This window comes from Micromonospora sp. KLBMP9576 (assembly GCF_050941805.1).
Taxonomy (GTDB): Bacteria; Actinomycetota; Actinomycetes; order Mycobacteriales; family Micromonosporaceae; genus Micromonospora.
Map to the genome: position 1 here is coordinate 596,699 of NZ_CP194567.1, position 24,200 is coordinate 620,898.

Here is a 24,200-nt window from a genome sequence, read left to right on the forward strand (position 1 = left end):
AGGCATGAGGGTGGAACGGTTGAACCGGCTCGACGACGCCCTGCTCGACCGGCTCGGCGTCGCCTCGACCCGGTTCTACGGCGCCGAGCTGGAACGCATCCAGCTCGCCCAGCGCGGTCACGGCACGACCGGCTACCTCGTCGCCCGGGAGGCGGACGGCACGGTGCTGGGCATGACGCCGGTGTACTCGGCCGTGCCGCCCTGGCATCCCACCGTGGACCCCGGCGTGATCTTCGAGCCGGCCGTGCCGCTGGGCGGGGAGCGCCTCTTCCTCGCCGGGTCGTACGGCGTCTACGCCAACTTCCTCACCGTCGCCGCCGACGTGCCCCCCGCCCGGGCCGCGACCGTCGCCGCCGCGCTGGTCGACGAGGCGCGGGCGATGGCCCGCGCGGAGGGTTCCGGCCACGTCCTGCTGCCGTACCTGGACGGGACGCAGGCCGGTTGGCTCGACTCCCACGGCTACCGGGCGCTCGCCGCCGACACCCGGGCGAAGGCCGTCCTGCCCATCCTCTGGGACTCCTTCGACGAGTACGTCTCCTGGCTGCCCTCGCAGGGGCTGCGCACGTCGGTGCGCCGGGAACGACGCGAGTTCCTGGACGCCGGTCTGGTGGTGCGCGAGGAGCGGATGACCGAGGTCGTGGGCCGGATCGCCCCGCTGCTCGTGCAGACCGAGCGGCGGCACGGCAACGACCTCGACGTCCAGCAGGTCGAGTTCCACTACACCCTGCTGGCGATGGGGCTCCGGGAGGACTTCACGGCGCTGGTCGCCTACGCCGACGGCGAGCCCGTCGCGTGCTCGCTGCTGCTGGCCTGCGGCAACCGCTGGATCCTGAAGGCGTGGGGCTGCGACTACGCGACGGCGGGCGGGAGCTTCCTCTACTTCAACCTGCTGTTCTACGAACCGGTCGGCCGGGCCGCGAGCCGGGGGATCGAGTCCATCGACTACGGCCTCGGCGGCCTGGGCGCGAAGACCCGGCGCGGCTGCACGGAGCAACGGCTGCGGACGATCCTGATCGGCGCCGCGGCGCAGCACGACGGGCACCCGTGCGACCAGCCGGAAGGAACCCCCTGATGAACGACGGTAGCGCCGCCAGCGGCGAGCACCTGGTCGGCCTGGACCGCGGCTGGGCGCTCTGGCGGCTCGCCGCGTTGCGCTCCGCCGGGCTGCCGATCGAGCGGCTGGAGGTCTTCGCGGCAGACGCCGACGGGGACCGCCGCCGCGCCCACCGCGACGCCTTCGACGCGCTGCTCGCCGACGACGTCTTCCTCGCCGCGCTGACCTGGCAGAACCCGGAGGCGGTCGACACCTGGGCCGCCGCGCACGCGGCGGCGCTGCGGGCCGGGGACACCCCGCACGTGCGGGGCAGCCGGTTCGGGCACCGCCTGGCCGTCGTCGCGCGCTACGCGCAGCGGTACAGCACGAAGAACGACACCATCGGCTTCTTCGGACCGGTGGCGTGGGCGAGGTTCGGCGCCGCCGAGACCGGTTGGGAGGGCACCGGCGGCGTGCGGCGGGCCACCGTGTACGTCGAGGTGTGGGCGGTGCAGGCGATCGCGGCGGGGTGGAACGTCGACCCCCGGCTGGGCGAGCACCTGCCCGTCCGGCTCGATCCCTCCTGCGCGGTACGGGGCGGCTGCGTGCTGCGGCCCTACCGCCGGCCGTACGTGCTCGCCGACGACGAGGCCGACGTGCTGCGCGGGCTCGCCCGGGGCGCCGACCGCACCGGCGCGTTCCCGGGTGCGACCGCGACGCTGGAGCGGCTGCGTACCGCCGGTGTGGTGCAGGTCGGTTTCCGGGTGCCGATCTCCAGCCATCCGCTGGACGGGCTCGAGGCGCAGCTCGCCGGCGTGCCGGACGAGCCGCTGCGCGGCGAGCTGGCCGCGCGCCTGGACCTGGTCCGCGACGCCTGCCGACGGGTCGAGGCGGCGGCCGGGCCGGGCGAGCTGCGCGCCGCGCTCGTCGCGGCGACCGCCACTCTGGACGAGGCGGCCGGTGCACCGGTGCGGCGGCCCGCCCATGCCGTCGGCGGCCGTACGCCCTACTACCTCGACTGCCGGCGCGACCTGGACGCGACCGTCGGCGACGCCGCGCTCGACGACCTGAGCCGTCCCCTCGGCGTGCTGCTGGACAGCGCGCGCTGGCTCTGCGGCCAGGTCGCCGACCTCGCGGAGGAGCACCTCGCCGACGCCTTCCGGCGGTTGTCGGCCACCCGGCCCGAGGTGACCCTGGCCGACCTGTACATGGCGGTCGCCGACCTGCTGCAGCCGGGCAACTCCGCCTTCGCGGAGGTGGTCGCGGACTTCCAGTTCCGCTGGGCGGAGATCATCGGCACCGGCGGCGCCGGCCCCGTCGAGGTGGACGTGGCGCTCGCGCGGCGGCTGTCCGACGGGTTGTTCCCCGCACCCCGACGGCTCTGGGCGGCGGCGCGGTCGCACAGCCCGGACGTGCTGTTGCGGCGCGGGCCGGACGGCTCGCTGTCCTGGGTGCTGGGCGAGCTGCACGTGGCGCTCAACACGCTGGAGAGCCGGTTCTTCAGCGAGCAGGCGGACGACCCGGCCGAGCTGGTCGCGGCGATGGCCGCGGACATGGCGCCCGGCCGGGTCGTGCCGCTCTATCCGAGCACGGCGCGGGACGTGAGTTCACGCAGCTACCCGCCGCTCTCGCTCGACCCGCCCGGCCACTACCGGTACGTCTCGTTCGGCTCGGACGACGGGCATCCGTCCGGGGTGCGCGGCACCCCGGCGACGGCGATCACAGTTGTCGAGCGGGCCGGCGTGCTCACCGCCACCTGCCCCTCGGAGGGCTGGGCGGCGCCGGTGCTGGAGTGCTTCGGGGAGCACCTGAGCTCCGTCGCGGTCAACCTGTTCAAGTTGCGGCCGGCGGCGCAGCACGCGCCCCGCGTCACGATCGGCGCGATGACGGTGTGCCGGGAGAGCTGGCGGGTGCCGCTGGAGCGGCTCGCCGCGACGCCCGGGCGCGACCGGGACCCGGACCAGACGGTGATCCGCGGCCTGATCGGCGACCTCGGCGTGCCGCGGCACACGTTCGCCCGGGTGCCGGGCGACCCGAAGCCGTTCTACGTGGACCTGGCCGCCCCGCTGCTCGCCGACAATCTGTGCCGGGCGGTCCGGCGCGCCGCCGGGGACGACGGCGTCGCGGGACGCGAGGTGGAGCTGAGCGAGATGCTGCCGGCGCCGTCCGAGCTCTGGCTGCGGCTGCCCGACGGGTCGTACACCTCGGAGCTGCGCCTCGTCGCCGTGGACCCCCGGCCGACCCCGCCGGCCTCGTGGCGGGAAGACGCGTGAGCCGCGCGGGCGAGGGCCCGCGCGGCTCACGCGTCAGGCTGCCGCGACCTGCCGGCTGACCTCGGCGGAGAGCGCGCGGACCGTCGGACAGTCGAAGAGGACGCCGATGCTGAGCTGGACCCCGAACCGCTCCCGCAGCCGGCGCATGAGCTGCACCGCGCTGAGCGAGTCGCCGCCGAGCTCGAAGAACTCGTCGTCCGGGCCGAGCGTCTCGACGCCCAGCGCCTCCTGCCACATCTCGAACATCGCCGCCTGCACGGCGTCCACCTGGCCGTCGCCCTCGGCCGGCGCGGTCTGCGCCGGCGCGGACGGGAGCTGCGCCGGCGCGGCGAGGGACTCGGCGGCGGCCGGGTCGGGCAGGGCGAGCGCGCGCGCCGGAATCGGCACGGGGCTGCCGTTCGCGTACGGCCGGATCAGCACCTGGCTCGGCGTCGGCGCGGCGAGCAGCAGGGTCAGCAGGCGACCGCCCTCGTCCGGGTCGATGCCGTCGGTGCCGGCCGGGGCCGGCGACGCGGCGGGTGCGTCCCTCGGCGGAGCGTCCTCCAGGAAGTGCACCTGGCGGCCGGTGTGGCGCATCGTGAAGCCCTCGATCTCGGCCAGCAGCGTGCCGTCCGGCGCCACCACCGTGATGTCCGCGGAGAGGACGCCGGGCCGGTCCGGGTCCCGCATGATCTGGCTGAACATGATCGGCGGGAACGGCCGGTGGAACACCGCGCGCCGGTACATGAAGGGCAGGTGGATGTCGTCGGCGTCGTCGCGGACGGCCGCCGTCGCGCCGTCGAGCAGCGCCGGATGGGCCTGGTGCGACTCGACGTCGCCCGCGAACTGCGCGGGCAGGACCAGCTGCACGACCCGCTCCCGGCCCGACTCGTCGCGCCACATACGGTCGATGTTCTGCCACCGGCCGCCGAGCGTGAAGAGACGTCCCGGCCCGGGCTTCAACGACGGCGGCTCGACCTCGGGCAGGGCCTCGTACATCTCGCCGGGCGGCACCACGCTGTCCTTGCGGGCACGACCGGAGATCCGGCCGTCGACGTGGGTGGTCCAGTCGCCGGCGGGGCCGGCCGCCGCGCGGGAACGGACCTGGAAGCGCCACTGGTCGCCGTCGGGTGTGAAGGTCACCAGCGTCTCGCGGGGCGAGTCGACGACGAGCGCGTTCTGGAACACCGCGTCCTCGAGCTGGATCGCGTCGTCGGGACTGATCAGTTCCAGGCCGCGGAACTGGTTCATGACCAGATCGAGGTGGCCCGTGCCGGGCAGCACCGCACGCCCGTCGAGCCGGTGCTCGTCGAGCACCCAGTCGCGCTCCGGGTCGAGCGTGCCGCGCACCTCGTGCGTCCCCGGCGGCGGCCCCAGGTGCTCGGCGGCCATGCCGACGGTCGTCCAGGCCGGCCAGTTGATGCTCAACCGGCGACGGCCGTCGCGGCCGGAGACGGCGAGCGCGTCGAGGACGGCGTTGGCGGCCGCGTAGTCGCCGCTGCCGACGAGCCCGCGCAGCGCGGCCCGGCTGGAGAACGAGACGAAGAAGTCGAGCGGCGGCCGGTCGCGCAGCGCCTCCTCGAGCACCACGGTCCCGCGCACCTTGGGGTGCAGCACGGCGCGGGTGTCGGCCGGCGATCGGAACTGGAGCATGCCGTCGCCGGCGACGCCGGCCAGGTGCAGGACGCCCCGCACCGGGCCGAACTGCGCGCCCACCACGTCCAGCAGCCGGTTGACCTGCCGTGCGTCGCCGACGTCGCAGGCCATCGTCCGCACCTGGGCGCCGAGTTCGGTCATCTCCTCGATCTCGGCGAGCGCGTGCCGCAGCCGCTCGTCGTTCGGCGCGATCGTCGCGGGGTCGTCGGGCAGTGCCGTGCGGCCGGCGAGCACCAGCCGGGGCCGGAGACCGGAGCGCGCCAGCGCCTTGCCCATGGCCAGCCCGAGCCCGCCCAGACCGCCGGTGATCAGGTAGACGCCCTCCGGTCGCACCGCGCCGGGGGAGCCGGGGACGCCGTCGAGGTCGAGGGGCTGCTCGTCCGGCACCCAGCGGCGATGACCCCGCAGGGCGACCAGTTCGTGGCCGTCGGCGGCACGGAGCTCGGCGGCGAGCGCCTGCTCGGTCGTGCCCGGCCCGACGTCGACGACCTTGCAGGAGACGCCGGGAGCCTCGCGCGCCAGCGTGCGGGTGAGACCGACCAGGGCCGCCTTGATCGGATCGAGCGGCTCCACGCCGGAGACGTCCACCATCCGGGCGGCCAGCACCACGACCCGCGGGAACCGGCCCTTCACGGCGTGCCGCGTGCCGTGCTGCACCAGCCCGAGGAGGCTGGTGAAGGCCAGGTCGAGCTGCTCGTCCACGGTGCGCGCGGTCGGCGCGGACCACTGCGGCACGCCCCACGCGTGCAGCAGCAGCTCGGGTTGACGCCCGTCCGCGGCCAGCCGCGCGAAGACCTGCTCCACGTCGGCGGGCTCACCCGGCCGGATCCGGAACTCGTCGGCGGAGGCGGAGAACGCCGGGCCCGGCCGGACCCGGACGACCCGGGCGCCCGTCTGCAGCAGCGGGCCGAGCACTGTCAGCGCCTCGTCGCGGTCGGCCGGCAGGAACGCCAGCGCCAGCGCCTCCGATTCGGTCCGCGCCTCGGGGCGGGCCGTCGCCTCGACCCAGGTCAGGGTCGAGAACGGCGACCCCGGCTCGGCAGCCACGGCGGCCGGCGACTCCGGGGAGAGCGCGGCGTCGGCCTCGCCCGCCTCGGGCTCGTCCGCCCGCTTCGGCGCGGCCGGGCCGCTCGTGGGCGTGACCCAGTGGAGCTTGCGCTGGTAGGGGTAGCCCGGCACGGCCCGGCGCTGCCAGGGCCGGTTTCCGTCCAGGACGTCCCAGTCCACGTCGTGTCCGGCGACCCAGAGGCGACCGACGGCGTCCAGGACGCGCTCGAGGTCGTCGGGGCCGTCGGCCTCGGGCACGCCGAGCGACGCCAGCACCGCGCTGCCCGCCGCGCCCGCGGCGGGGTGCCGCCGGGCCAGGCCGGTGAGCACGTGCCCGGGGCCGACCTCCAGCAGCGTGCGCGGCTCGCCGAGCAGCGCGTCCAGGGCGAGGTCGAACCTGACGGGTTCGGCGACCTGGCCGGCCCAGAACACGGGGTCGGTGGCCTGGTCGTCGGCGACCGGCGCGCCGGTCGCGGCGGAGATGACCGGGATGCGCGGGGGACGCAGCTCGACGGTCCGCATCGTCTCCAGGAAGGCGCCTGCCGCCTCCGCCATCATCGGGCTGTGGAAGGCGTGCGACGTGACGAGCCGGCGTACGTTCAGCCCCTTCGCGGAAAGCTCGCGCTCCAGCGCGGCCACCTCGTCGGACGGCCCGCCGACGACCGCGCGGTCCGGGGCGTTGCGGACGCTGACGACCAGCGAGCCGGACAGCCAGGCGGCCACCTCGTCGGCCGGCGCGGGCACGGCGAGCATGGCGCCGGGCGGCGCGTCGGCCATCGCGTGGGCGCGGGCGGCCACCAGCCGGATGGCGTCGTCGAGGGAGAAGACCCCGGCCAGGGCCGCCGCGGTGAGTTCGCCGACGCTGTGCCCGACCAGCGTGTCCGGCCGCAGCCCCCAGTGCCGCAGGGTCTCGGCGAGGGCGTATCCGACGGTGAAGAGCATCGGCTGGGCGAGGCGCGTGTCGGTCAGCGCGTCGGGATCGGCCGACTCCCACGGTTCGCGCAGCCGCAGGTCGAATTCGGCGAAGCCGCTCAGGCAGCGGTCGACGAGCTTCGCGAAGTGCGGCTCCTGCTCGTACAGGGCCATCGCCATGCGGGCTCGCTGCGAACCCTGGCCGGGCAGGAGGAAGGCGAGCGGGCGCGGCGCGGTGCCGGAGTCGCCGCCGCTGACGAAGCGGCCCGAGCGCAGAGCGGCCGCGGCGTCGGCCGGGGTGCGCCCGACCGCCGCCGCGCGGATCTTGTGCGTGGTACGGCCGCGTTGCAGGGTGGCCACCGAGCCGGGGAACGTGTCCGCGTCGTCGGCCTCGAAGTAGTCGATGAGCCGGGCCTTGCCGTCGTCCACGGCCGTCGTGCTGCGGCCGGACCAGACCACGATGCGCGGCCGCTCGGGCTCGGGGGCCACGGTGCGGGCCGGCGCCTCCTCCAGCACGGCGTGGGCGTTGGTGCCGCCGATGCCGAGAGAGCTGACCCCGGCGCGGCGCGGCCGGCCGTCGGTGCGGGGCCAGGGCCGCAGCGTGTCGTTGACGAACAGCGGCGTCCGCTCGAGCTCGAGCTTCGGGTTCGGCTCGGTGAAGTTGACGGTGGGTGGGATCTCCTCGTGCTCCAGCGAGAGCGCGACCTTGACCACCTCGGACATGCCGGCGGCCCAGACGAGGTGCCCGATGTTCGACTTCACCGACCCCATGCCGATGGAGTCGCGCGGCAGGTCGGTGCCGGCGAGCCTGCGGTACGCGTCGGCCAGCGCCGCCACCTCGATCGGGTCGCCGAGGGCGGTGGCGGTGCCGTGCGCCTCGACGTACGAGATGTCCCGCGGATCGCAGCCGGCCATGGCCATCGCTTCCATGATCACCGCGGACTGTCCGTTGATGCTCGGCGCGCTGAAGCTGACCTTGTCGGAGCCGTCGTTGTTGATCGCGCTGCCGCGGACGACCGCGCGGATGTTGTCGTTGTCGCGCTGGGCGTCGGAGAGCCGCTTGAGGACCACGGCCGCGCTGCCGTTGCCGAACATCGTCCCGGTGGCGTGCGCGTCGAAGGGGCGGCAGTGCCCGTCGGCCGAGCGGACCGCGCCGGGCACCCACATGTGCCCCTGACCGTACGGGGCCTCCACGTTGGCGCCGCCGACGACGGCCGCGTCGCACTCGCCGGAGCGCAGCGACTGGCAGGCGACGTGCAGCGAGACCAGCGAACTCGAACACGCCGTCACGATCGTCATCGCCGGGCCACGCAGGTTGAGCTTGTACGCCGTGAGCGTCGCCGAGTAGTCGGTGTTGTTCAGCGTCGACATCTGGAAGATGTCCGCCGACCGGTACTTGATGCTCTGGCGCAGGTAGAGATCCTGGTAGTCGCACGGGCCGGACGCGGAGAAGACGCCGAAACCGGCCCCCACCTTGCTGACGTCGTAGCCGGCGTTCTCGATGGCGGCGTGCGCCACCTCCAGGAAGAGCCGCAGCGCCGGATCGCAGATCTCCGCCTCGCGGGCCGTCATCCCGAACAGTTCGGCGTCGAAGAGCTTGACGTCCGGCACCAGCGGCACGGCCTTGACGTAGTCGGGGTTGGCCAGCTCGGCCGGCGTGACGCCGTTCTCGAGCAGCTCCGCGTCGCTCAGGTAGGAGATCGACTCCCGGCCGGCGCGCAGGTTCGACCAGAACTCGCCGACGTCGCGGGCGCCGGGCAGCCGCGCGCCCAACCCGATGATGGCGATCGGTTCGACATGCTCGTTCATGGCCGCGTCTCCTTCGGTGCGGGTGGAGCTGAAGCGGTGGGAGCCGCCGTCCGCTCGTCGAACACGGCGGTGCCGGGGTCCGCGCACGCCGCGCGGAGCAGGGTCCGCATCTCTTCGACCAGGTCTCGCGCCCGCGCCTCGTCGTAGCGGTCGGCGTCGAACTCGAGTTCGAGATGGACGGACCCGTCCATCTCCCTGACCGTCAACAGGAAGTCGAGCTTGCTGGGCAGCACCGGCGAGTCCATCGGCTCGTCCACGACGTCGCCGAGGCCGGTGTCGCCCCGGTTGACGTCGACGACGTTGAGCATCACCTGGAACAGCGGCGTGCGGTCGCGCACCCGGGTACGGCTGACGTGCCGGACGATGACGTCGAGGGGCACGTCCGGGTGGGCGTACCCGCCGAGTGCCGCCTCGCGCGCCCGGCCGAGCACCTCGGCGACGGTGGGGTCCCCGTCGAGGCGTACCCGGATGGGCAGGGTGTTGAAGAACAGGCCGATGAGGCCGCGGGTGCCGGCGTCGGTGCGGCCGGTCATGGGCACGCCGACGACCACGTCACGCTGACCCGACCAGCGGGCCAGCACCGAGGTGAACAGCGCCAGCAGCGTCATGAAGACGGTGACGTCGTGGGTGCGGCCCAGCTCGTGCAGGGCGGCTGTCTCGTCGACGGGCAACGCCGCACGCAGGCGACCGCCCCGCGCCGCCGAGCCGACCGCAGGTGGTGCCGCCGCCGGCAGCGTCAGTTCCTTCGGCGCGCCGGCCAGGTGCTCCCGCCAGTAGTCGAGTTCCCGGTTGATCGCGTCGCCGGCCAGCCACTGGCGCTGCCACACCGCGAAGTCCCGGTACTGGATGGTCAGCGGCGCCAGCTCCGCCCGCGCCGGGTCGCCGCCGGCCCGGTACAGCGCCGACAGCTCCTTGACGAAGAGCGCGACCGACCCGTTGTCGCAGACCGTGTGGTGCGCGGTGATGCCCAGCACGTGGTCGGAGTCGCTCAGCTTCACCAGCAGGCTCAGGAACAGCGGCCCCTCGGCCAGGTTCAGCGAGGTCATCGCGTCCTCGTCGAGCACCCGGACGGCGGCGGCGAGCGGATCGGCGGCGTCGGACACGTCGGCGATCCGCAGCCGCCACCCGGGGTCGGGGTCGTCGACGATCTGCAGCGGCTCGCCGTCGATGTCCGGGAACCGGGTACGCAGCGTCTCGTGGCGGTCCCGGATCGCCCGGATGCTGGCCTCCAGGACGCCGACGTCGAGCGGGCCGAGCAGCCGGCGGCGGCCGTGCACGTTGTACGCGCCGCCCGGCACGAGCTGGTCGGCCAGCCACAGCCGGTGCTGGTCGAGGGAGAGCACCGGCTCGGCGTCGGGCGGGCGGGGGCCGACCACGGGACGTTCCGGCGCCGTCTGCGCGGCCACGAAGGCCGCCAGGGTCTCCACGGTCGGCGACTCGAAGAAGTCGATCGCCCGGACGCTGACCCCGTAGGTCTCCCGGATCTGGGTGATCACCCGGATCGCGTGCATGGAGTTGCCGTCGAGGTCGAAGAAGTCGTCGAGCACGCCGATGTCCGGCCGATCGAGGACGTCACGCCAGATAGCGACCATGGACTCTTCGTGGGGCGTGCGCGGTGGCACGAGCGGCGCCGACCGGCGGCTGATCGTGCCGCTCGCGGCACCGTCGGCCGATCCGGTCGTGGCCTCGGCCCGGGCAGGATGTGCCATACCGGAAGGCTAAGGAACCGGGTGCGCACGGCCCTGTCGCCGATACACAGGACAGGAAGCACCCACCGTCCTCCGCTTGACTGGTGTAGCAGATCAGGCAGGAGGGGCGTACCCATGTCGTCGGTGGACAACTGGTTCCCGTACCGCCGCGAGGGCGGGGTGCTGGAGCTCTTCGCCTTCCCCCACGCCGGTGCCGCGTCCACCGTCTTCAACGAGCTGCGGGAGGAGCTGCGCCCCGGCGGCGTCTCGCTCTCGGCCGCGGTGCTGCCCGGGCACGGCCGGCGGCTGCGGGAGCGGCCGTACCGCCGGATGGAGCCGCTGATCGCCGACTTCGAGGCGGCGGCCCGCAGCGACGGCTTCGCGGCGTTCCAGGGGGACTACGCGTTGTTCGGCCACTGCTCGGGCGCGCTCGTCGCGTACGAGACGGCCCGCCTGCTGGTGCACGCACCGTGCCGGAACCCCCGCCTGCTGGTCGTCTGCGGCTGCCTGCCGCCGCGGGTGGTCTTCGACACCGGCATGGGCCGGCTGCCGACCAGGGAGCTGCTCGCGCAGACGATGTCGATGGGCGGCACCGACGAGAGCCTGATCGCCGACCCGGACTTCGTCGCCATGCTGGAGCGCCCGCTGCGCGCGGACTGGGAGATGTACGACGGCTACACCCACCGCCCCGCGCCCCGGCTGCCCGTGCCGATCCTGGCCGTGCGGGGCGCGGACGACGGCAACGTCGACGCCTCCGACCTGCGCGTGTGGCAGGAACAGAGCACGCAGAAGCTGATCACCGCCGAGCTTGCGGCCGGGCACTGGGCGCTCGAGGGTGACGGCGCGTCGGCGCTGGCCCGGCACGTCGAGGCGGCGCTGGCGACCGTCAGCGCGGGCTGACGGCGTCCGGCTCCGTCACCACGTCCCGTAGCTTCCGCACGAACCGGGCCACCAGCCGGTCGGCGCCGTCCGCGTCGAGCGCGTCGCCCCGGTAGCGCAGCACCCCGTGCGGCACCGAGTCGATCTCGGCCAGCACCATCTCGACGGCGAGGCCGGTCTCCGCGGCGGGCAGCGGGAACCGCTCGATCGCCAGCGAGCCCAGCGACCGGCGTACGCCGGGCCGCCCCACGAAACCCACCGCCGCGAGGTCGTCGCCGTGCTCCAGCGAGCGGTTCAACGAGAACAGCGCCTCCGCCATCGGCACGCGCTGGATGCCGTGCCGCTCGGCCGCCATCGTCATCGGATAGTCCTGATGCTCCAGCGCGCCGATGACCGCGTCCCGCGTGCGCGACAGCAGCGCTCGGAACGGCTCGCCGGGGGTGTGTGCGCTGCGGATGACCAGCGGGTTGAGGAAGCAGCCGACGACCTGCGCGAACTCGGCCCTGCTGCGCGCCGCCGCGTTGGCGGCGACGACCAGGTCCGGCCGGCCGGTGAGCTCGTGCAGCACGGCCTGGAAGGCGGCGAGCATCAGCACGTAGCGGGTCACCCGTTGCGCCGCGGCGTGTTCGGGTAGCCGGGCGGCGAGGTCGGCGGGCAGCGCGAAGTACCGGCTGCCGCCGCGCGCGGGCGGGTGGTCGCCGAGCGGCGGCAGGGACAGCGGCGGCACGCCGTCACCGACCACGCTGTCCCAGTACGTGCCGAGCCGTCGCTCCTGCGCCGGATCCGCGAGCAGCGACCGCTGCCAGGCGGCGAAGTCGGCGAACGTGGCGGCGGGCGGCGGGAGCGTCACCTCCCGGCCGCCGGCGCACCCGTCGTAGAGCAGCCCGAGGTCGCGGCCCAGCACCGACAGCGACCAGAAGTCGGCGATGATGTGGTGCACGGCGAGCAGCAGCACCTCGCCGCCCGCGCCCCGGTAGAGGTCGAGCCGCAGCAACGGCCCCGCCTCCAGGTCGAAGGGCCGCCGCGCGGACCGGGTGAGCCAGTGCGTCAGCGTCCGGTCGTCCAGCGTGCGCGCGTCGTGCTCCTGGTACGCCGCCCGCCCGTCGGGCGCGACGAGCTGGACCGGCTCACCGTCGCGTACCGGGAACGTGGTGCGCAGTGCGGCGTGGCGGGCCACCAGGGCGTCGAACGCGCGCCGTAGCGCGTCCCGGTCGACCGGCTCCGGCAGCCGCAGCGCGACCGAGATCGTGTACGCCGTGTTCTCCGGCGCGAGCCGGTGCAGGATCCACATGCGGCGCTGCTGGTGCGACAGCGGTGCCACCGTCCCGGCCGCCGGGACGTCCCGGTCGGGCGCCGGCGGCACCGCCGCACCGTCCGGCGCGGCGGCGAGCTGGTCGGCGAGCCCGGCCGCGACCGCACCCAGGGTGGCGCCGCCGAGCACGTCGGGCAGCGGGAGCCGCAGCCCCAGCTCGGCCTCCACCACGTTCTTGAGCTGCACGACGGCGAGGGAGTCCAGGCCGGCCGCGAGCAGCGGCTCAGCCGGGTCGAGGTCGGCCGGCGCGGTGCCGGTGAGCGGGGCGACGCGGCTGCGCAGGTAGCTCTCCAGCGCCGCGGGCCGGTCGTCCGGCGCGGCGGCGCGCACCCGGTCGGCGGCCAGGTCGGGCGCGGCCGACGCGGTGGGCACCCGGTCGGCGTCGGGCGCGACGGTCGAGGTGTCCCGGCCGATTTCGGGCAGCGCGCCGTCGCTCAGCAGGCTGCGGCAGAGCCGGCGCTGCACCTTGCCGCTGGACGTCTTCGGCAGGCCGCCGGCCCGGATCAGCACGACGGTGTGCGCCTGGAGGCCGTGTTCGCGCGCGACCGCCTCGCGTACCCGGGCCGTCACAGCGGCCACGTCGACGCTCCCGGCCTGCCGCCGCGCCTCGTGGACGAGGACCAGCCGGTCGTCGCCGGCCAGGAACGCGGCCGTGCAGCCGGGCCGCAGCACCGGATCGGCACGCTCGGCGGTGAACTCGATGTCCTGCGGGTAGTGGTTGCGCCCACGGACGATGATCAGGTCCTTCGAGCGGCCGGTGATGACGAGCTGCCCGTCCCGGAGGAACCCGAGGTCGCCGGTCCGCAGGAACGATTCGTCACGGCCGGCGAGCCGGGCGCCGAACACCTCGGCGCTCTCGTCGGGGCGACCCCAGTAGCCGGACGCGACGCTCGGGCCGGCGACCCAGATCTCACCCACCCGCCCCGGCCCGCACCGCGTGGCGGTGGCCGGGTCGACGATCGCGACGATCTGCTCCGGCACGCTCCGGCCGCAGCTCGTGAGCTGGGCGACCGGCCCGTCCCCGGGCGGCGCGGCGACGTGCCGTTCGAGCGCGTCGCGGTCCACCGCGACGGGTTCGGGCAGCGCTGCCGCCGGTTGTCCGGGCTCGATGCCGCCGGTGCCGGTCACCATGAGCGTCGCCTCGGCGAGCCCGTAGCAGGGCAGGAACGCCCCGGGCCGGAACCCGAACGGCGCGAAGGTCTCGGCGAAGCGGCGCAGCGTCGCCGGCCGGATCGGCTCGGCGCCGTCGAAGGCCACCTCCCACGAGCTGAGGTCGAGATCCGGGTCGCGCTCCGGGTCGAACCGGCGGGCGCACAGGTCGTACGCGAAGTTCGGCCCACCGCTGACCGTGGCACCGTTCCGGTGGATGGCCCGCAGCCAGCGCATCGGTTCTTCGAGGAAGTGCAGCGGGGACATCAGCGTGACGGGCAGACCGCCGTACAGGGGTTGGAGCAGGCCGCCGATCAGGCCCATGTCGTGGTAGGGCGGCAGCCAGACCAGCCCCCGGCTCTCCGGCGTGGTGCGGAAGAGCCGCTGGATGACGGACGAGTTGTGCAGCAGGTTCCGGTGCGACAGCACCACGCCCCGGGGCGACGAGGTCGATCCCGAGGTGTACTGGAGTAGCGCGGTGCTGTCGGGCCGCAGCGGCTCGGGCTCGCCCTCGCCGTCGGCGGCGGCGGGCATCTCGTCGACGGCGAGCCAGCGCATCGCGCCGAGTTCGGGGGCGAGACGGGTCACCTCGTCGAGGAAGCCGAGCAGCGGGGCGGTGGTCAGCGCCACCACCGGGCCGGCGTCGCGGACGATCGCCAGCAGGCGGGGGAGGCTGCGTTCCAGCTGGAACGGGTCGGGCGGATAGACCGGCACCGCGACGACGCCGGCGTAGAGGCAACCGAAGAAGGCGGTGAGGTAGTCCAGCCCGGGTGGCAGGACCAGGATCACCCGGCTGCCGGGAAGACACCCGGCGGCGCGCAGGCCGGCCGCGACCGCCGAGGCGCGTTCGTCGGCCCCGCCGTACGTCAGGGGCAGCCGCTCCTGTTCGCCGTCCGCGAGGAAGGCGTAGCCGAGCCGGTCCGGCTGGTCCTTCGCGCGGGTCCGCAGCAGTTCCCCGACCGTTCCGGCATGTGTGGCCACGACTGTTCTCTCCCCGAGGCGGTGACCTTCATCGGACCGCACCGCCGGGGCCGTCGCCTGTCAGGTTTTCCCGTGACAGCGGCCCACCCGCACCGGGGTGGCCGCGCGATACGATTCCCGGTGCCTCAGACACCGGAGACCGGACAGGACGGTGGCGCGACATGCCCGGCAGGACCCGGCAACTCGAGGACGCCACGCTCACCATCCGGCCCGCCAACGAGGTGAGCTGGGCAGACCTGCGCACGGTCCTCAGTTCCACCGCCCCGGCGCACTGCCAGTGCCAGCGCTACAAGCTGCTGCCGAAGGAGTGCGTCGTCTCGCTGTCGAGCGACGTGCGGGCCGACCGGTTCCGTACGCAGACGGAACCGGGACACGCCGACGCGGAGTCGACGACGGGCCTGGTGGCATACCTCGACGACGAGCCGGTCGGCTGGTGCGCGGTCGAGCCCCGCACGTCGTACGTCGGTCTGGTGCGCGGCGGCCGGGTCGCCTGGACGGGCCGCCAGGAGGACCGCCACGACGACAGCGTCTGGGCGGTGACCTGCTTCTTCACCCGACCCGGTTTCCGCAGGCGGGGCATCAGCCGCGCGCTGACCGTCGCCGCCGTCCGGTACGCCCGTGAGCGCGGTGCCCGGGCCGTCGAGGGCTATCCGCTGACGACGGGGGGTGCCGTCGCCGACGAGCTGCACGTCGGGCTGGCGAGCACATTCGTCGCGGCCGGCTTCCGGGAGGTCTCCCGGCCCTCGAACCGCCGCGCGGTCGTGCGCGTCGACTTCTGAGCCGTCCCGGGAAGCGGGGACGCCGCCGGGGCCGGCACGTCGGCGATGATCGGCCCGTGCAGGACTGTCTGACCGACTGGTTCCTCGAGACGTGCGCCCGGCAGCCGGAGCGGACCGCCGTCGTGTGCCGCGAGGAGAGCCTGACGTACGCCGGCCTGGCCGCCGAGGCGCGGGCGCTGGCCGCCGAGCTGCTCCGCCGTGGCGTCGCTCCCGGTGACCTCGTCGGCGTGCGGGTGGCCCGCTCGATCGACGTGCCCGTCGCGATCCTCGGCATCATGCTGGCCGGCGCCGCCTACGTTCCGCTCGACCCGGGGTATCCGGCGGAGCGGCTGCGCTTCATCGTCGACGAGGCGGGCATCGGCCTGGTGGTCGGCGAGGACGTGCCGGCCCGTGGCCACCCCGCCGCCCCGGACGCCGTGCTGCCCCGGGTGGCCGCGTCCGACCGGGCGTACGTCATCTACACGTCCGGTTCGAGTGGCCGGCCCAAGGGGTGCGTCGTCACCCACCACAACGTGCTGAGCCTGCTGCGGGCGGCGCTCCCGCTGTTCGACGTCGGTCCGGACGACCGGTGGACGCAGTTCCACTCGATCAACTTCGACGTCTCGGTGTGGGAGATGTGGGGGCCGCTCGTGACCGGGGGGACCGTCGTCGTCGTGGACGCCGACGCGGCGTACGACCCGGAGCTCTTCCTCGACCTCCTGCTCGACCGGCGGGTGACGGTGCTGTTGCAGGTGCCGGCCGTGTTCCGCCTGGTCGCCGAGGCGCACGTCGAGGCCGGCCGGCCCCGGCACGCCCTGCGGTACGTGGTCTTCGCGGGCGAGGCCGTGGACCTGGAGACGGCCGCCGCGTTCGTGGCGGGGCAGCCGGGGGACGTGCGGCTGGTCAACATGTACGGCCCGACGGAGACCACCGTCTACGCGACCTTCAAGTTGCTCGACGAGGAGGCGCTCAGCGGCCGGACCAACAGGTCCCCGATCGGCCACGCCCTGGGGCACCTCTCCATCACGCTGCGCGACGCCGACGGCGTCGAGGTGCCGGCCGGCGAGGCGGGCGAGATGTGGATCTCCGGTGCCGGGGTGTGCGGCGGCTACCTGCGTCGCGACGACCTGACGGCCGAGCGGTTCGTGACCTCGGACGGCGTGCGGCACTACCGCACCGGCGACCTGGCGCGACGCCTGCCCGGCGGCGACCTGGAGTTCCTCGGCCGCGCCGACCGGCAGGTCAAGCTGCGCGGGTTCCGCATCGAGCTGGCCGAGATCGAGGGCGCGCTGCGCCGCTGCGACGGGGTGCGCGACGCGGCCGTCGAGGTGGTGTCGGGGCGGGAGGTCGGCGACTACCTGGCGGCGTACCTGGTGGCGGAGGAGGGCGCGACCGACGTCGTCGGCCGGGCCCGCGCCGGATGCGAGCGGACCCTGCCGCCGCACATGCTGCCGGCCACCTACACCGTCCTGCCGGCGATCCCGCTTACCCCCTCGGGCAAGGTCGACCGTTCCGCGCTGGCCGCACGCCGCTGACGGGCGTCAGGTCGGCAGGCGACCGGCGTCCAGCACCTGCTGGACACGCACCCGGTCCAGCTTCCCGGTCGACGTGCGGGGAAGCGCGGGCGCGATCTCGATGCTCTGCGGGATCATCGGCGCGGGCAACCGGTCGGCCAGCCAGCGTCGCAGGTCGCGCGCGGCGACGCGGCGGCGCGAGACCACCACGGCGGCCAGCCGGGCGGTCTCCGGGTCGTCGCGGCCGACCAGGACGGCGATCGCCTCGGTGACCGCCGGGTGGCACTCCAGGGCCGACTCGATCTCGCCGAGTTCGACCCGGTGGCCGCGCACCTTCACCTGGTTGTCGTTGCGGCCCAGGAACGTCAGGGAGCCGTCGGGGCCGCGGCGGGCCCGGTCCCCGGTCAGATAGCTGCGCGTCCCCGGCGTGCTGCGGAACCGGTCGTCCTCGCCGGGCGGGGCGGCCAGGTAGCCGTCCGCGATGCCGGCGCCGCTGATCCGGATCTCGCCCTCGGCGCCGACGCCGGTCAGCACCGCGCCGCCCGCGCCGACCAGCTCGACCGTGGTGCCGGGCAGTTCGGTGCCGAGCGAGATCGGCCGCCCCGGCTCGAACCGCCAGGCCGAGGCCCAGACGCACGCCTCGGTCGGGCCGTAGAGGTTCCACACCTCGCGGCAGCACCCGTGCAGCGCGGCGGCCACCTCCGGGGTCATCGCCTCCCCGCCGCACCAGACGGTCAGGTCGCTGCCGCCCGCCCAGCCGGAGGCGAGCATCAGGCGGAAGAACGACGGTGTCGCCTGGACGACGCCGGGGCGGAACCGCCGCACCGCACGGCCGAAGACCTCCGCGTCCCGGCGCGCCGCCAGGTCGAGTGTGACCATCGACCCGCCGGCGACCAGCGGCAGCAGCGTCTCGACGATCGACATGTCGAACGAGAGCGCGCTCATCGCGAGCAACGAGCCGCCGGGCGGGAAGCCCGGCACCGCCAGCAACCCCGCCAGGCGCTCGACGAGCGACCGCTTCGGCACGTGGACGCCCTTGGGTCGTCCCGTCGTGCCGGAGGTGTAGATGACGTACCCCGGGTCGGTCAGCGCGACCACGGGCCGCCCGGCGCCCAGCGGCTGCGCCGCCAGCCGCAGCGGGCCGGTCTCCCGCAGCAGCGCGGTGGCGGCCGAGCTCTCGAGCACCCACTGCCGGCGCGGCGGCGGTGCGGACACGTCGAGCGGCAGGTACGCCACGCCGAGCCGGTCGGCCGCCAGCGCCGCGATCAGGCCGAGGGCCGGCGAGCGCACCTCGAGCGCGACCACGTCGCCGGGCGACACGAACGGCGCGACGGAGGTGGCCACCGTGTCGACGTGCTCGGCCAGTTCGCCGTACGTCAGGGTGGTCTCCCCGGTCACGGCGGGCGCGTCGCGGTCCGTGTCGAGCCGGCGCGCGAGGTGATCGGCCAGCCGCCCGCCGGTCACTGCGCCTCGATCCCGGCCAGGATCGCCTCGAGCTGCGCGGCGTCCGAGCGTTCGCTCTGCTTCCAGAGGATGAGCTGGGCCAGGCCCTGCACCGTCGGCGCGCCGAACACCTCGCGCAGCGGCAGCTCGACCTCGAACGTCTCCCGGATCCGCGAGGTCATCTGCGTCGCCAGCAGGGAGAACCCGTTCAACTCGAAGAACGAGTCGTGTACGCCGATGCGCTCCAGCTCCAGCACCTCCTCGAAGATCTCGACGAGACGGCGCTCGAGCGGGGTGCGCGGGGCGACGTAGCCGTCGTCGTCCCCGTCGGGGTCCCACTGGGGCAGCGCGTCGAGGTCGTAGTCGCCGAGCGGCGTCCGGGGAAGCCGGTCGAGGACGAAGACGTGGGCGGGGACCAGGAACTCCGGCAGGCGGGGAACGAGGCTCTGGCGCAGCGCGATCCCGGTGTCCTCGTCCGGTTCGGGGCCGGCCACGTGGGCGACGAAGACGGCCTCGCCGTCCGGGCCGGTCCGGCGCACGACGAGCGCGTCCGTGACGTCCGGCAGGTCGCGCAGCGCGCCCGCCGTCTCGGCCGGGTCGACGGTGTGACCGGTCGCGCGGTGCAGGACGCCGTCGGCCCAGAGCCGGGCGGGCCGGCCGGTGTCGCCGAGTGTGGTGACCTCGCCGACGGCGGCGGTGTGCCCGGGGACGACGCCGAGGGGTACGCGTGGGGGTGCGTCGGCGAGGGTCCAGGTGGCGGGGACGGTCCAGGTGGCCCGGTGGGTGCCGGCGGTGTGGACGGCGGTGATGGTGGCGCCGGGGGCCAGCCCGCGCAGGTGGGCGATGTCGTGGGGGAGCAGGTCGGGGGTGTTGTCGACGTAGACGCGGGTGAGGTGGGGCAGCGGCGTGTCGAGGGCGCGCAGCTGGGGTGGGCTCAGGAAGACGGCGGTGACGTCGGTGCCCGCGAGGTCGAGGGTCGCGCCGGCGGCCAGGGTGTGCACGATCGCGGCGACCAGCAGGTCCGGGTCGTGGGTGAGTACGCCGACGCGGTCGCCGGGGGTGAGGCCGTCGATCCAGGGGCGGAGCCGGTCGAGGTGTGGGGGTTCGGTGCCGGGTTCGGTGGTGTCGAGCACGGTGGTGACGCCGAGGAGGGCGGGGTCGAGGGTGTCGTGGGGGTCGAGGATGGTGAAGGGGGTGTCGGTGGTGAGGGCGGTGAGGACCGTGGTGACGAAGGTGGTGCTGGTTTCGCGGGTGATGCCGAGGTGGGTGTTGGTGGGCAGGGTGGGTGCGGTCAGTTCGGCGTAGGTGGTGCTGCCGGTGGGGGTGACGATCGCCGTCTGGTGGGGTTCGGGGGTCGTGACGGCGGGTGTGGGTGGGGTGTCGGTGGTGGGTGTGGGGCCGAGTTCGTAGTCGAGGATGCCGCGTTCCGGGTCGGTGATCGCGGTGCGCAGCAGTGTCTCCAGGTGCCCCACGAGGGCGTCCACCATGGCCGGGTCGTAGCGCCGCGGGTCGTAGTCGAGCTGGAGGTACGTCCGGCTCTCGGACTGCTGGACGTTGAGGCTCAGGTCGAACTTCGTCGGCAGGCTCCCCAACGTCTCCATCGGCTCGACCGTGACGCCCGCGAGCTGCGTCGGCACGGCGTCGCCGACCACGTTCAGCACGACCTGGAACAGCGGCGTACGCCGGGGGTCACGCACCACGTCGACCTCCTGGACGAGCACGTCCAGGGGCGCGTCGGAGTGCGCGTACCCGTCGAGGCAGACCTGGCGCACCCGGGTGAGCAGTTCGGCGAAGGTCGGCTCGCCGCTCAGGTCGATCCGGATCGGCAGCGTGTTGAGCAGGAAACCGATGAGCGCGTCGGTCCCCGGCTCGGTACGGCCGGCGACCGGAACGCCGATCACCAGGTCGCGCTGGCCGGACCAGCGGGCCAGCACGGTCGACAGCGCCGCCGCCACCAGCATGAAGGGCGAGACGCCCCGCGCGCGGCAGAACTCCAGCAGCGCGGTCGTCTCGTCGGGGCCGAAGAAGCTCCGCACCCGGTCGCCCGCCTCGCGTGCCGCCCCCCGCTCGCGGGCGACCGGCAGCGCCAGCGCCGGCGGTGCTCCGGTGAGGTGGGTGCGCCAGTAGTCGATGGTTTTTTGGCGTTGTTGGCCGGTGAGGTGGTGGCGTTGCCAGGTGGCGTAGTCGCGGTACTGGATGGGGAGGGGGTCGAGTCCTGCGTGGTGGGGGTCGCCGTTGGCGGTGTAGAGGGCGGTGAGTTCGCGGGTGAAGAGTCCGATGGACCAGTCGTCGCAGACGATGTGGTGTGCGGTGAGGGTGAGGATGTGTTCGTTGTGGTTGGTTTTGATGAGTTGGCAGCGGATGAGGTTGTCGGTGGCGAGGTTGAAGGGGGTGGTGGCTTGGGTGTCGGCGAGGTGGTGGGCGGTGGTGGTGGGGTCGGGGTGGGTGCTGACGTCGTGGACGTCGAGTGTCCAGTGGGGGTCGGGGTCGTCGACGACCTGCATGGGTTGGCCGTTGATGGTGGGGAAGCGGGTGCGTAGTGATTCGTGTCGGTGGAGGATGGCGCGGATGCTGGTTTCGAGTGTGGTGGTGTTGAGGGGGCCGCGTAGTTTCTGTCGTCCGTGCACGTTGTAGGCGAGGCTGGGCAGTAGCTGGTTCTCCAACCACAACCGCTGCTGGCCGAACGACAACGCCGACGCGGCCTCCCGCGGCCCGCGTTCGATGACCGTCGCCGCCGCCACGGACTGCCCGGCCGCCACGGAGGCGAGGGCCGCCACGGTGCGGCTGCCGAAGAAGTCCCCCACCGGGATCTGCACGCCGAGCGTCTCGCGGATCCTGCCCACGATGCGCGGCACGAGCAGCGAGTGGCCGCCCAGCTCGAAGAAGTCGTCGTGCACCCCGAAGCCGGACACGCCCAGCACGTCGCACCAGATGCCGTGGACGATCTCCTCGTGCGGCGTACGCGGGGGGACCTTGCCCGCCGACGTGCCCTCGAGCGCCTGCGGGAACGCGTCGAGGTCGTAGTCGCCGTACGCGGTCCGGGGCAGCTCGTCGAGGACGAACAACCGCTGCGGAGTCAGGTAGTCGGGCAGCCGCAGGACCAGTTCCTGCCGGATCTCGGAGCCGCGCCGGGTCAGCGCCGCGCCACTGACGTACGCGACCAGGAAGGGTTCGCCGTCCGGCCCCGCGCTCTCCAGCACCACCGCGTCCCTGACGTCCGGCAGGTCGCGCAGCGCGCCCGCCGTCTCGGCCGGGTCGACGACCTGGTCGGTGGCGGGGTGCAGGACGCCGTCGGCCCAGAGCCGGACGGGCTCGCCGGTGCTGCCGAGTGTGGTGACCTCGCCGACGGCGGCGGTGTGCCCGGGGACGACGCCGAGGGGTACGCGTGGGGGTGCGTCGGCGAGGGTCCAGGTGGCGGGGACGGTCCAGGCCGCCCGGTGGGCACCGGCGGTGTGCAGGGTCGTGATGGTGGCGTTCGGCGCGAGTCGCCGCAGGTGGTCGATGTCGTGGGGGAGCAGGTCGGGGGTGTTGCCGAGGTAGGCGTGGGTGAGTTCCGGCAGCGGGGCGGTGAGGGCACGCAGCTGGGGCGGGCTCAGGAAGAGGGTGTTGACGGCACCGGGGGCCAGGAACAGGGTGGCGCCGGCGGCGAAGGTGTTGGTGATCGCGGCGACCAGCAGGTCCGGGTCGTGGGTGAGTACGCCGACGCGGTCGCCGGGGGTGAGGCCGTCGATCCAGGGGCGGAGCCGGTCGAGGTGTGGGGGTTCGGTGCCGGGTTCGGTGGTGTCGAGCACGGTGGTGACGCCGAGGAGGGCGGGGTCGAGGGTGTCGTGGGGGTCGAGGATGGTGAAGGGGGTGTCGGTGGTGAGGGCGGTGAGGACCGTGGTGACGAAGGTGGTGCTGGTTTCGCGGGTGATGCCGAGGTGGGTGTTGGTGGGCAGGGTGGGTGCGGTCAGTTCGGCGTAGGTGGTGCTGCCGGTGGGGGTGACGATCGCCGTCTGGTGGGGTTCGGGGGTCGTGACGTCCGGTGTGGGTGGGGTGTCGGTGGTGGGTGTGGGGCCGAGTTCGTAGTCGAGGATGCCGCGTTCCGGGTCGGTGATCGCGGTGCGCAGCAGTGTCTCCAGGTGCCCCACGAGGGCGTCCACCATGGCCGGGTCGTAGCGCCGCGGGTTGTAGTCGAGCTGGAGGTGGAAGCGACGGTCCTGCTCGTGCACGTTGACCGTCAGGTCCAGCTTGGCCGGCAGCTCGGTCGCGCCGTCCACCTGCTCGACCTCGATCCCCGGCAGCTGCGGCGTCGCGCCCGCGGTGTTCAGCATGCTCAGCACCACCTGGAACAGCGGCGTGTGTCGCGTGTCCCGGCTCAGCTCCACCTCCTGGACGAGCACGTCCAGGGGCGCGTCGGAGTGCGCGTACCCGTCGAGGCAGACCTGGCGCACCCGGGTGAGCAGTTCGGCGAAGGTCGGCTCGCCGCTCAGGTCGACCCGGATCGGCAGCGTGTTCACCAGGAAACCGATGAGCGTGTCGGTGCCGGCCTCCGTACGTCCCGCCGTCGGGACCCCGATCACCAGGTCACGCTGGCCGGACCAGCGGGCCAGCACGACCGACAGGGCCGTCATCATCACCATGAACGGCGAGACCCCGCGCGTACGGCAGAGCACGCGTAGCGCGGCCGTCTCCTCCTCGGACAACCGGCCGCGCGCCCACCGGCCGCTGACCCGCTTGCCGTCCCCCCGGTGCGCGACCGGCATGGTCAGCACGGGCGGTGCTCCGGTGAGGTGGGTGCGCCAGTAGTCGATGGTTTTTTGGCGTTGTTGGCCGGTGAGGTGGTGGCGTTGCCAGGTGGCGTAGTCGCGGTACTGGATGGGGAGGGGGTCGAGTCCTGCGTGGTGGGGGTCGCCGTTGGCGGTGTAGAGGGCGGTGAGTTCGCGGGTGAAGAGTCCGATGGACCAGTCGTCGCAGACGATGTGGTGTGCGGTGAGGGTGAGGATGTGTTCGTTGTGGTTGGTTTTGATGAGTTGGCAGCGGATGAGGTTGTCGGTGGCGAGGTTGAAGGGGGTGGTGGCTTGGGTGTCGGCGAGGTGGTGGGCGGTGGTGGTGGGGTCGGGGTGGGTGCTGACGTCGTGGACGTCGAGTGTCCAGTGGGGGTCGGGGTCGTCGACGACCTGCATGGGTTGGCCGTTGATGGTGGGGAAGCGGGTGCGTAGTGATTCGTGTCGGTGGAGGATGGCGCGGATGCTGGTTTCGAGTGTGGTGGTGTTGAGGGGGCCGCGTAGTTTCTGTCGTCCGTGCACGTTGTAGGCGAGGCTGGGCAGTAGCTGGTTCTCCAACCACAACCGCTGCTGGTCGAACGAGAGCACCGACGGCGTACCAGGCGGTTGCCGCTCGATGATCCCGGCCGGCGCCGCTCCCGAGGCCTGCGCGGCGGCCACCGCGGCGAGGGCCGCCACGGTGCGGCAGCCGAAGAGTTCCCGCACGGGGATCTGCACGCCGAGCGTCCTGCGGATCCGGGCGACGATCTTGGGAGCGAGCAGCGAGTGGCCGCCCAGCTCGAAGAAGTCGTCGTGCACCCCGAAGCTCCTCGACGGCTCCAGCAGGTCGCCGAGCACGTCCCCCCAGATCCCGTGGACCACCTCCTCGTACGGCGTCCGCGGCGGGGATGGTGGGGCGAGCTGCCGGTCGGCCGTCTCGGGGGCGGTCGGGTGGCGGGTGCCGCCGAGCGCCGAATCCTGGAACTGCACCTCGGGATCTGAAGGACGCGCCATGCGCCGAC

At 73.9% G+C, this 24,200-nt stretch carries 10 protein-coding genes; 5 read left to right on the forward strand and 5 right to left on the reverse strand.

Annotated features, from left to right (window positions below; translation table 11 throughout):
* The first annotated feature begins 4 nt into the window (after positions 1-4).
* Both ACQ452_RS02870 and ACQ452_RS02875 read left to right on the forward strand, forming a co-directional pair.
* Complete coding sequence (locus tag ACQ452_RS02870; protein WP_433389470.1) at positions 5-1,072, forward strand: GNAT family N-acetyltransferase; 1,068 nt, start codon at positions 5-7, stop codon at positions 1,070-1,072.
* A complete protein-coding gene (locus ACQ452_RS02875; RefSeq protein ID WP_433389471.1) occupies positions 1,072-3,306 on the forward strand; it encodes a lantibiotic dehydratase in 2,235 nt (744 codons plus the stop codon). The genes ACQ452_RS02870 and ACQ452_RS02875 overlap by 1 nt, the downstream gene beginning before the upstream one ends.
* A 33-nt stretch (positions 3,307-3,339) precedes the next feature.
* On the opposite strand, the gene ACQ452_RS02880 is transcribed toward ACQ452_RS02875, so the two are convergent.
* Complete coding sequence (locus ACQ452_RS02880; protein ID WP_433389472.1) at positions 3,340-8,709, reverse strand: SDR family NAD(P)-dependent oxidoreductase; 5,370 nt, start codon at positions 8,707-8,709, stop codon at positions 3,340-3,342.
* The gene (locus ACQ452_RS02885) at positions 8,706-10,418 is read right to left on the reverse strand and encodes a condensation domain-containing protein (protein ID WP_433389473.1); all 1,713 of its coding nucleotides are present in this window, start codon (positions 10,416-10,418) and stop codon (positions 8,706-8,708) included. Before ACQ452_RS02885 ends, ACQ452_RS02880 begins: the two co-directional genes overlap by 4 nt.
* Positions 10,419-10,532: 114 nt before the next feature.
* Between ACQ452_RS02885 and ACQ452_RS02890 the strand changes: the two genes are divergently transcribed.
* Positions 10,533-11,297, forward strand: coding sequence for a thioesterase II family protein (locus ACQ452_RS02890; RefSeq protein ID WP_433389474.1), 765 nt, complete (start codon positions 10,533-10,535; stop codon positions 11,295-11,297).
* Here the strand turns inward: ACQ452_RS02890 and ACQ452_RS02895 are convergent.
* Positions 11,284-14,718 (reverse strand): AMP-binding protein, encoded by a 3,435-nt coding sequence (locus ACQ452_RS02895; RefSeq protein ID WP_433389475.1) that lies wholly within the window; start codon positions 14,716-14,718, stop codon positions 11,284-11,286. The genes ACQ452_RS02890 and ACQ452_RS02895 overlap by 14 nt on opposite strands.
* A 161-nt stretch (positions 14,719-14,879) precedes the next feature.
* Here ACQ452_RS02895 and ACQ452_RS02900 point away from each other — a divergent pair, with 161 nt between their 5' ends.
* Together ACQ452_RS02900 and ACQ452_RS02905 are read left to right on the forward strand one after the other, a co-directional pair.
* On the forward strand, positions 14,880-15,497 hold the full coding sequence (locus ACQ452_RS02900; RefSeq protein ID WP_433389476.1) for an N-acetyltransferase family protein: 618 nt from the start codon (positions 14,880-14,882) through the stop codon (positions 15,495-15,497).
* A 56-nt stretch (positions 15,498-15,553) separates the two neighbouring features.
* Entirely contained in the window at positions 15,554-17,011 is a 1,458-nt protein-coding gene (locus tag ACQ452_RS02905) for an amino acid adenylation domain-containing protein (protein ID WP_433389477.1), read from the forward strand.
* Positions 17,012-17,017: 6 nt separating this feature from the next.
* Here the strand turns inward: ACQ452_RS02905 and ACQ452_RS02910 are convergent, their stop codons facing one another.
* A complete protein-coding gene (locus tag ACQ452_RS02910) occupies positions 17,018-18,454 on the reverse strand; it encodes an amino acid adenylation domain-containing protein (RefSeq protein WP_433389478.1) in 1,437 nt (478 codons plus the stop codon).
* Positions 18,451-24,192: a condensation domain-containing protein gene (locus ACQ452_RS02915; RefSeq protein ID WP_433389479.1), complete on the reverse strand. Its 5,742-nt coding sequence runs from the start codon at positions 24,190-24,192 to the stop codon at positions 18,451-18,453. The genes ACQ452_RS02910 and ACQ452_RS02915 overlap by 4 nt, the downstream gene beginning before the upstream one ends.
* Positions 24,193-24,200: the final 8 nt, after the last annotated feature.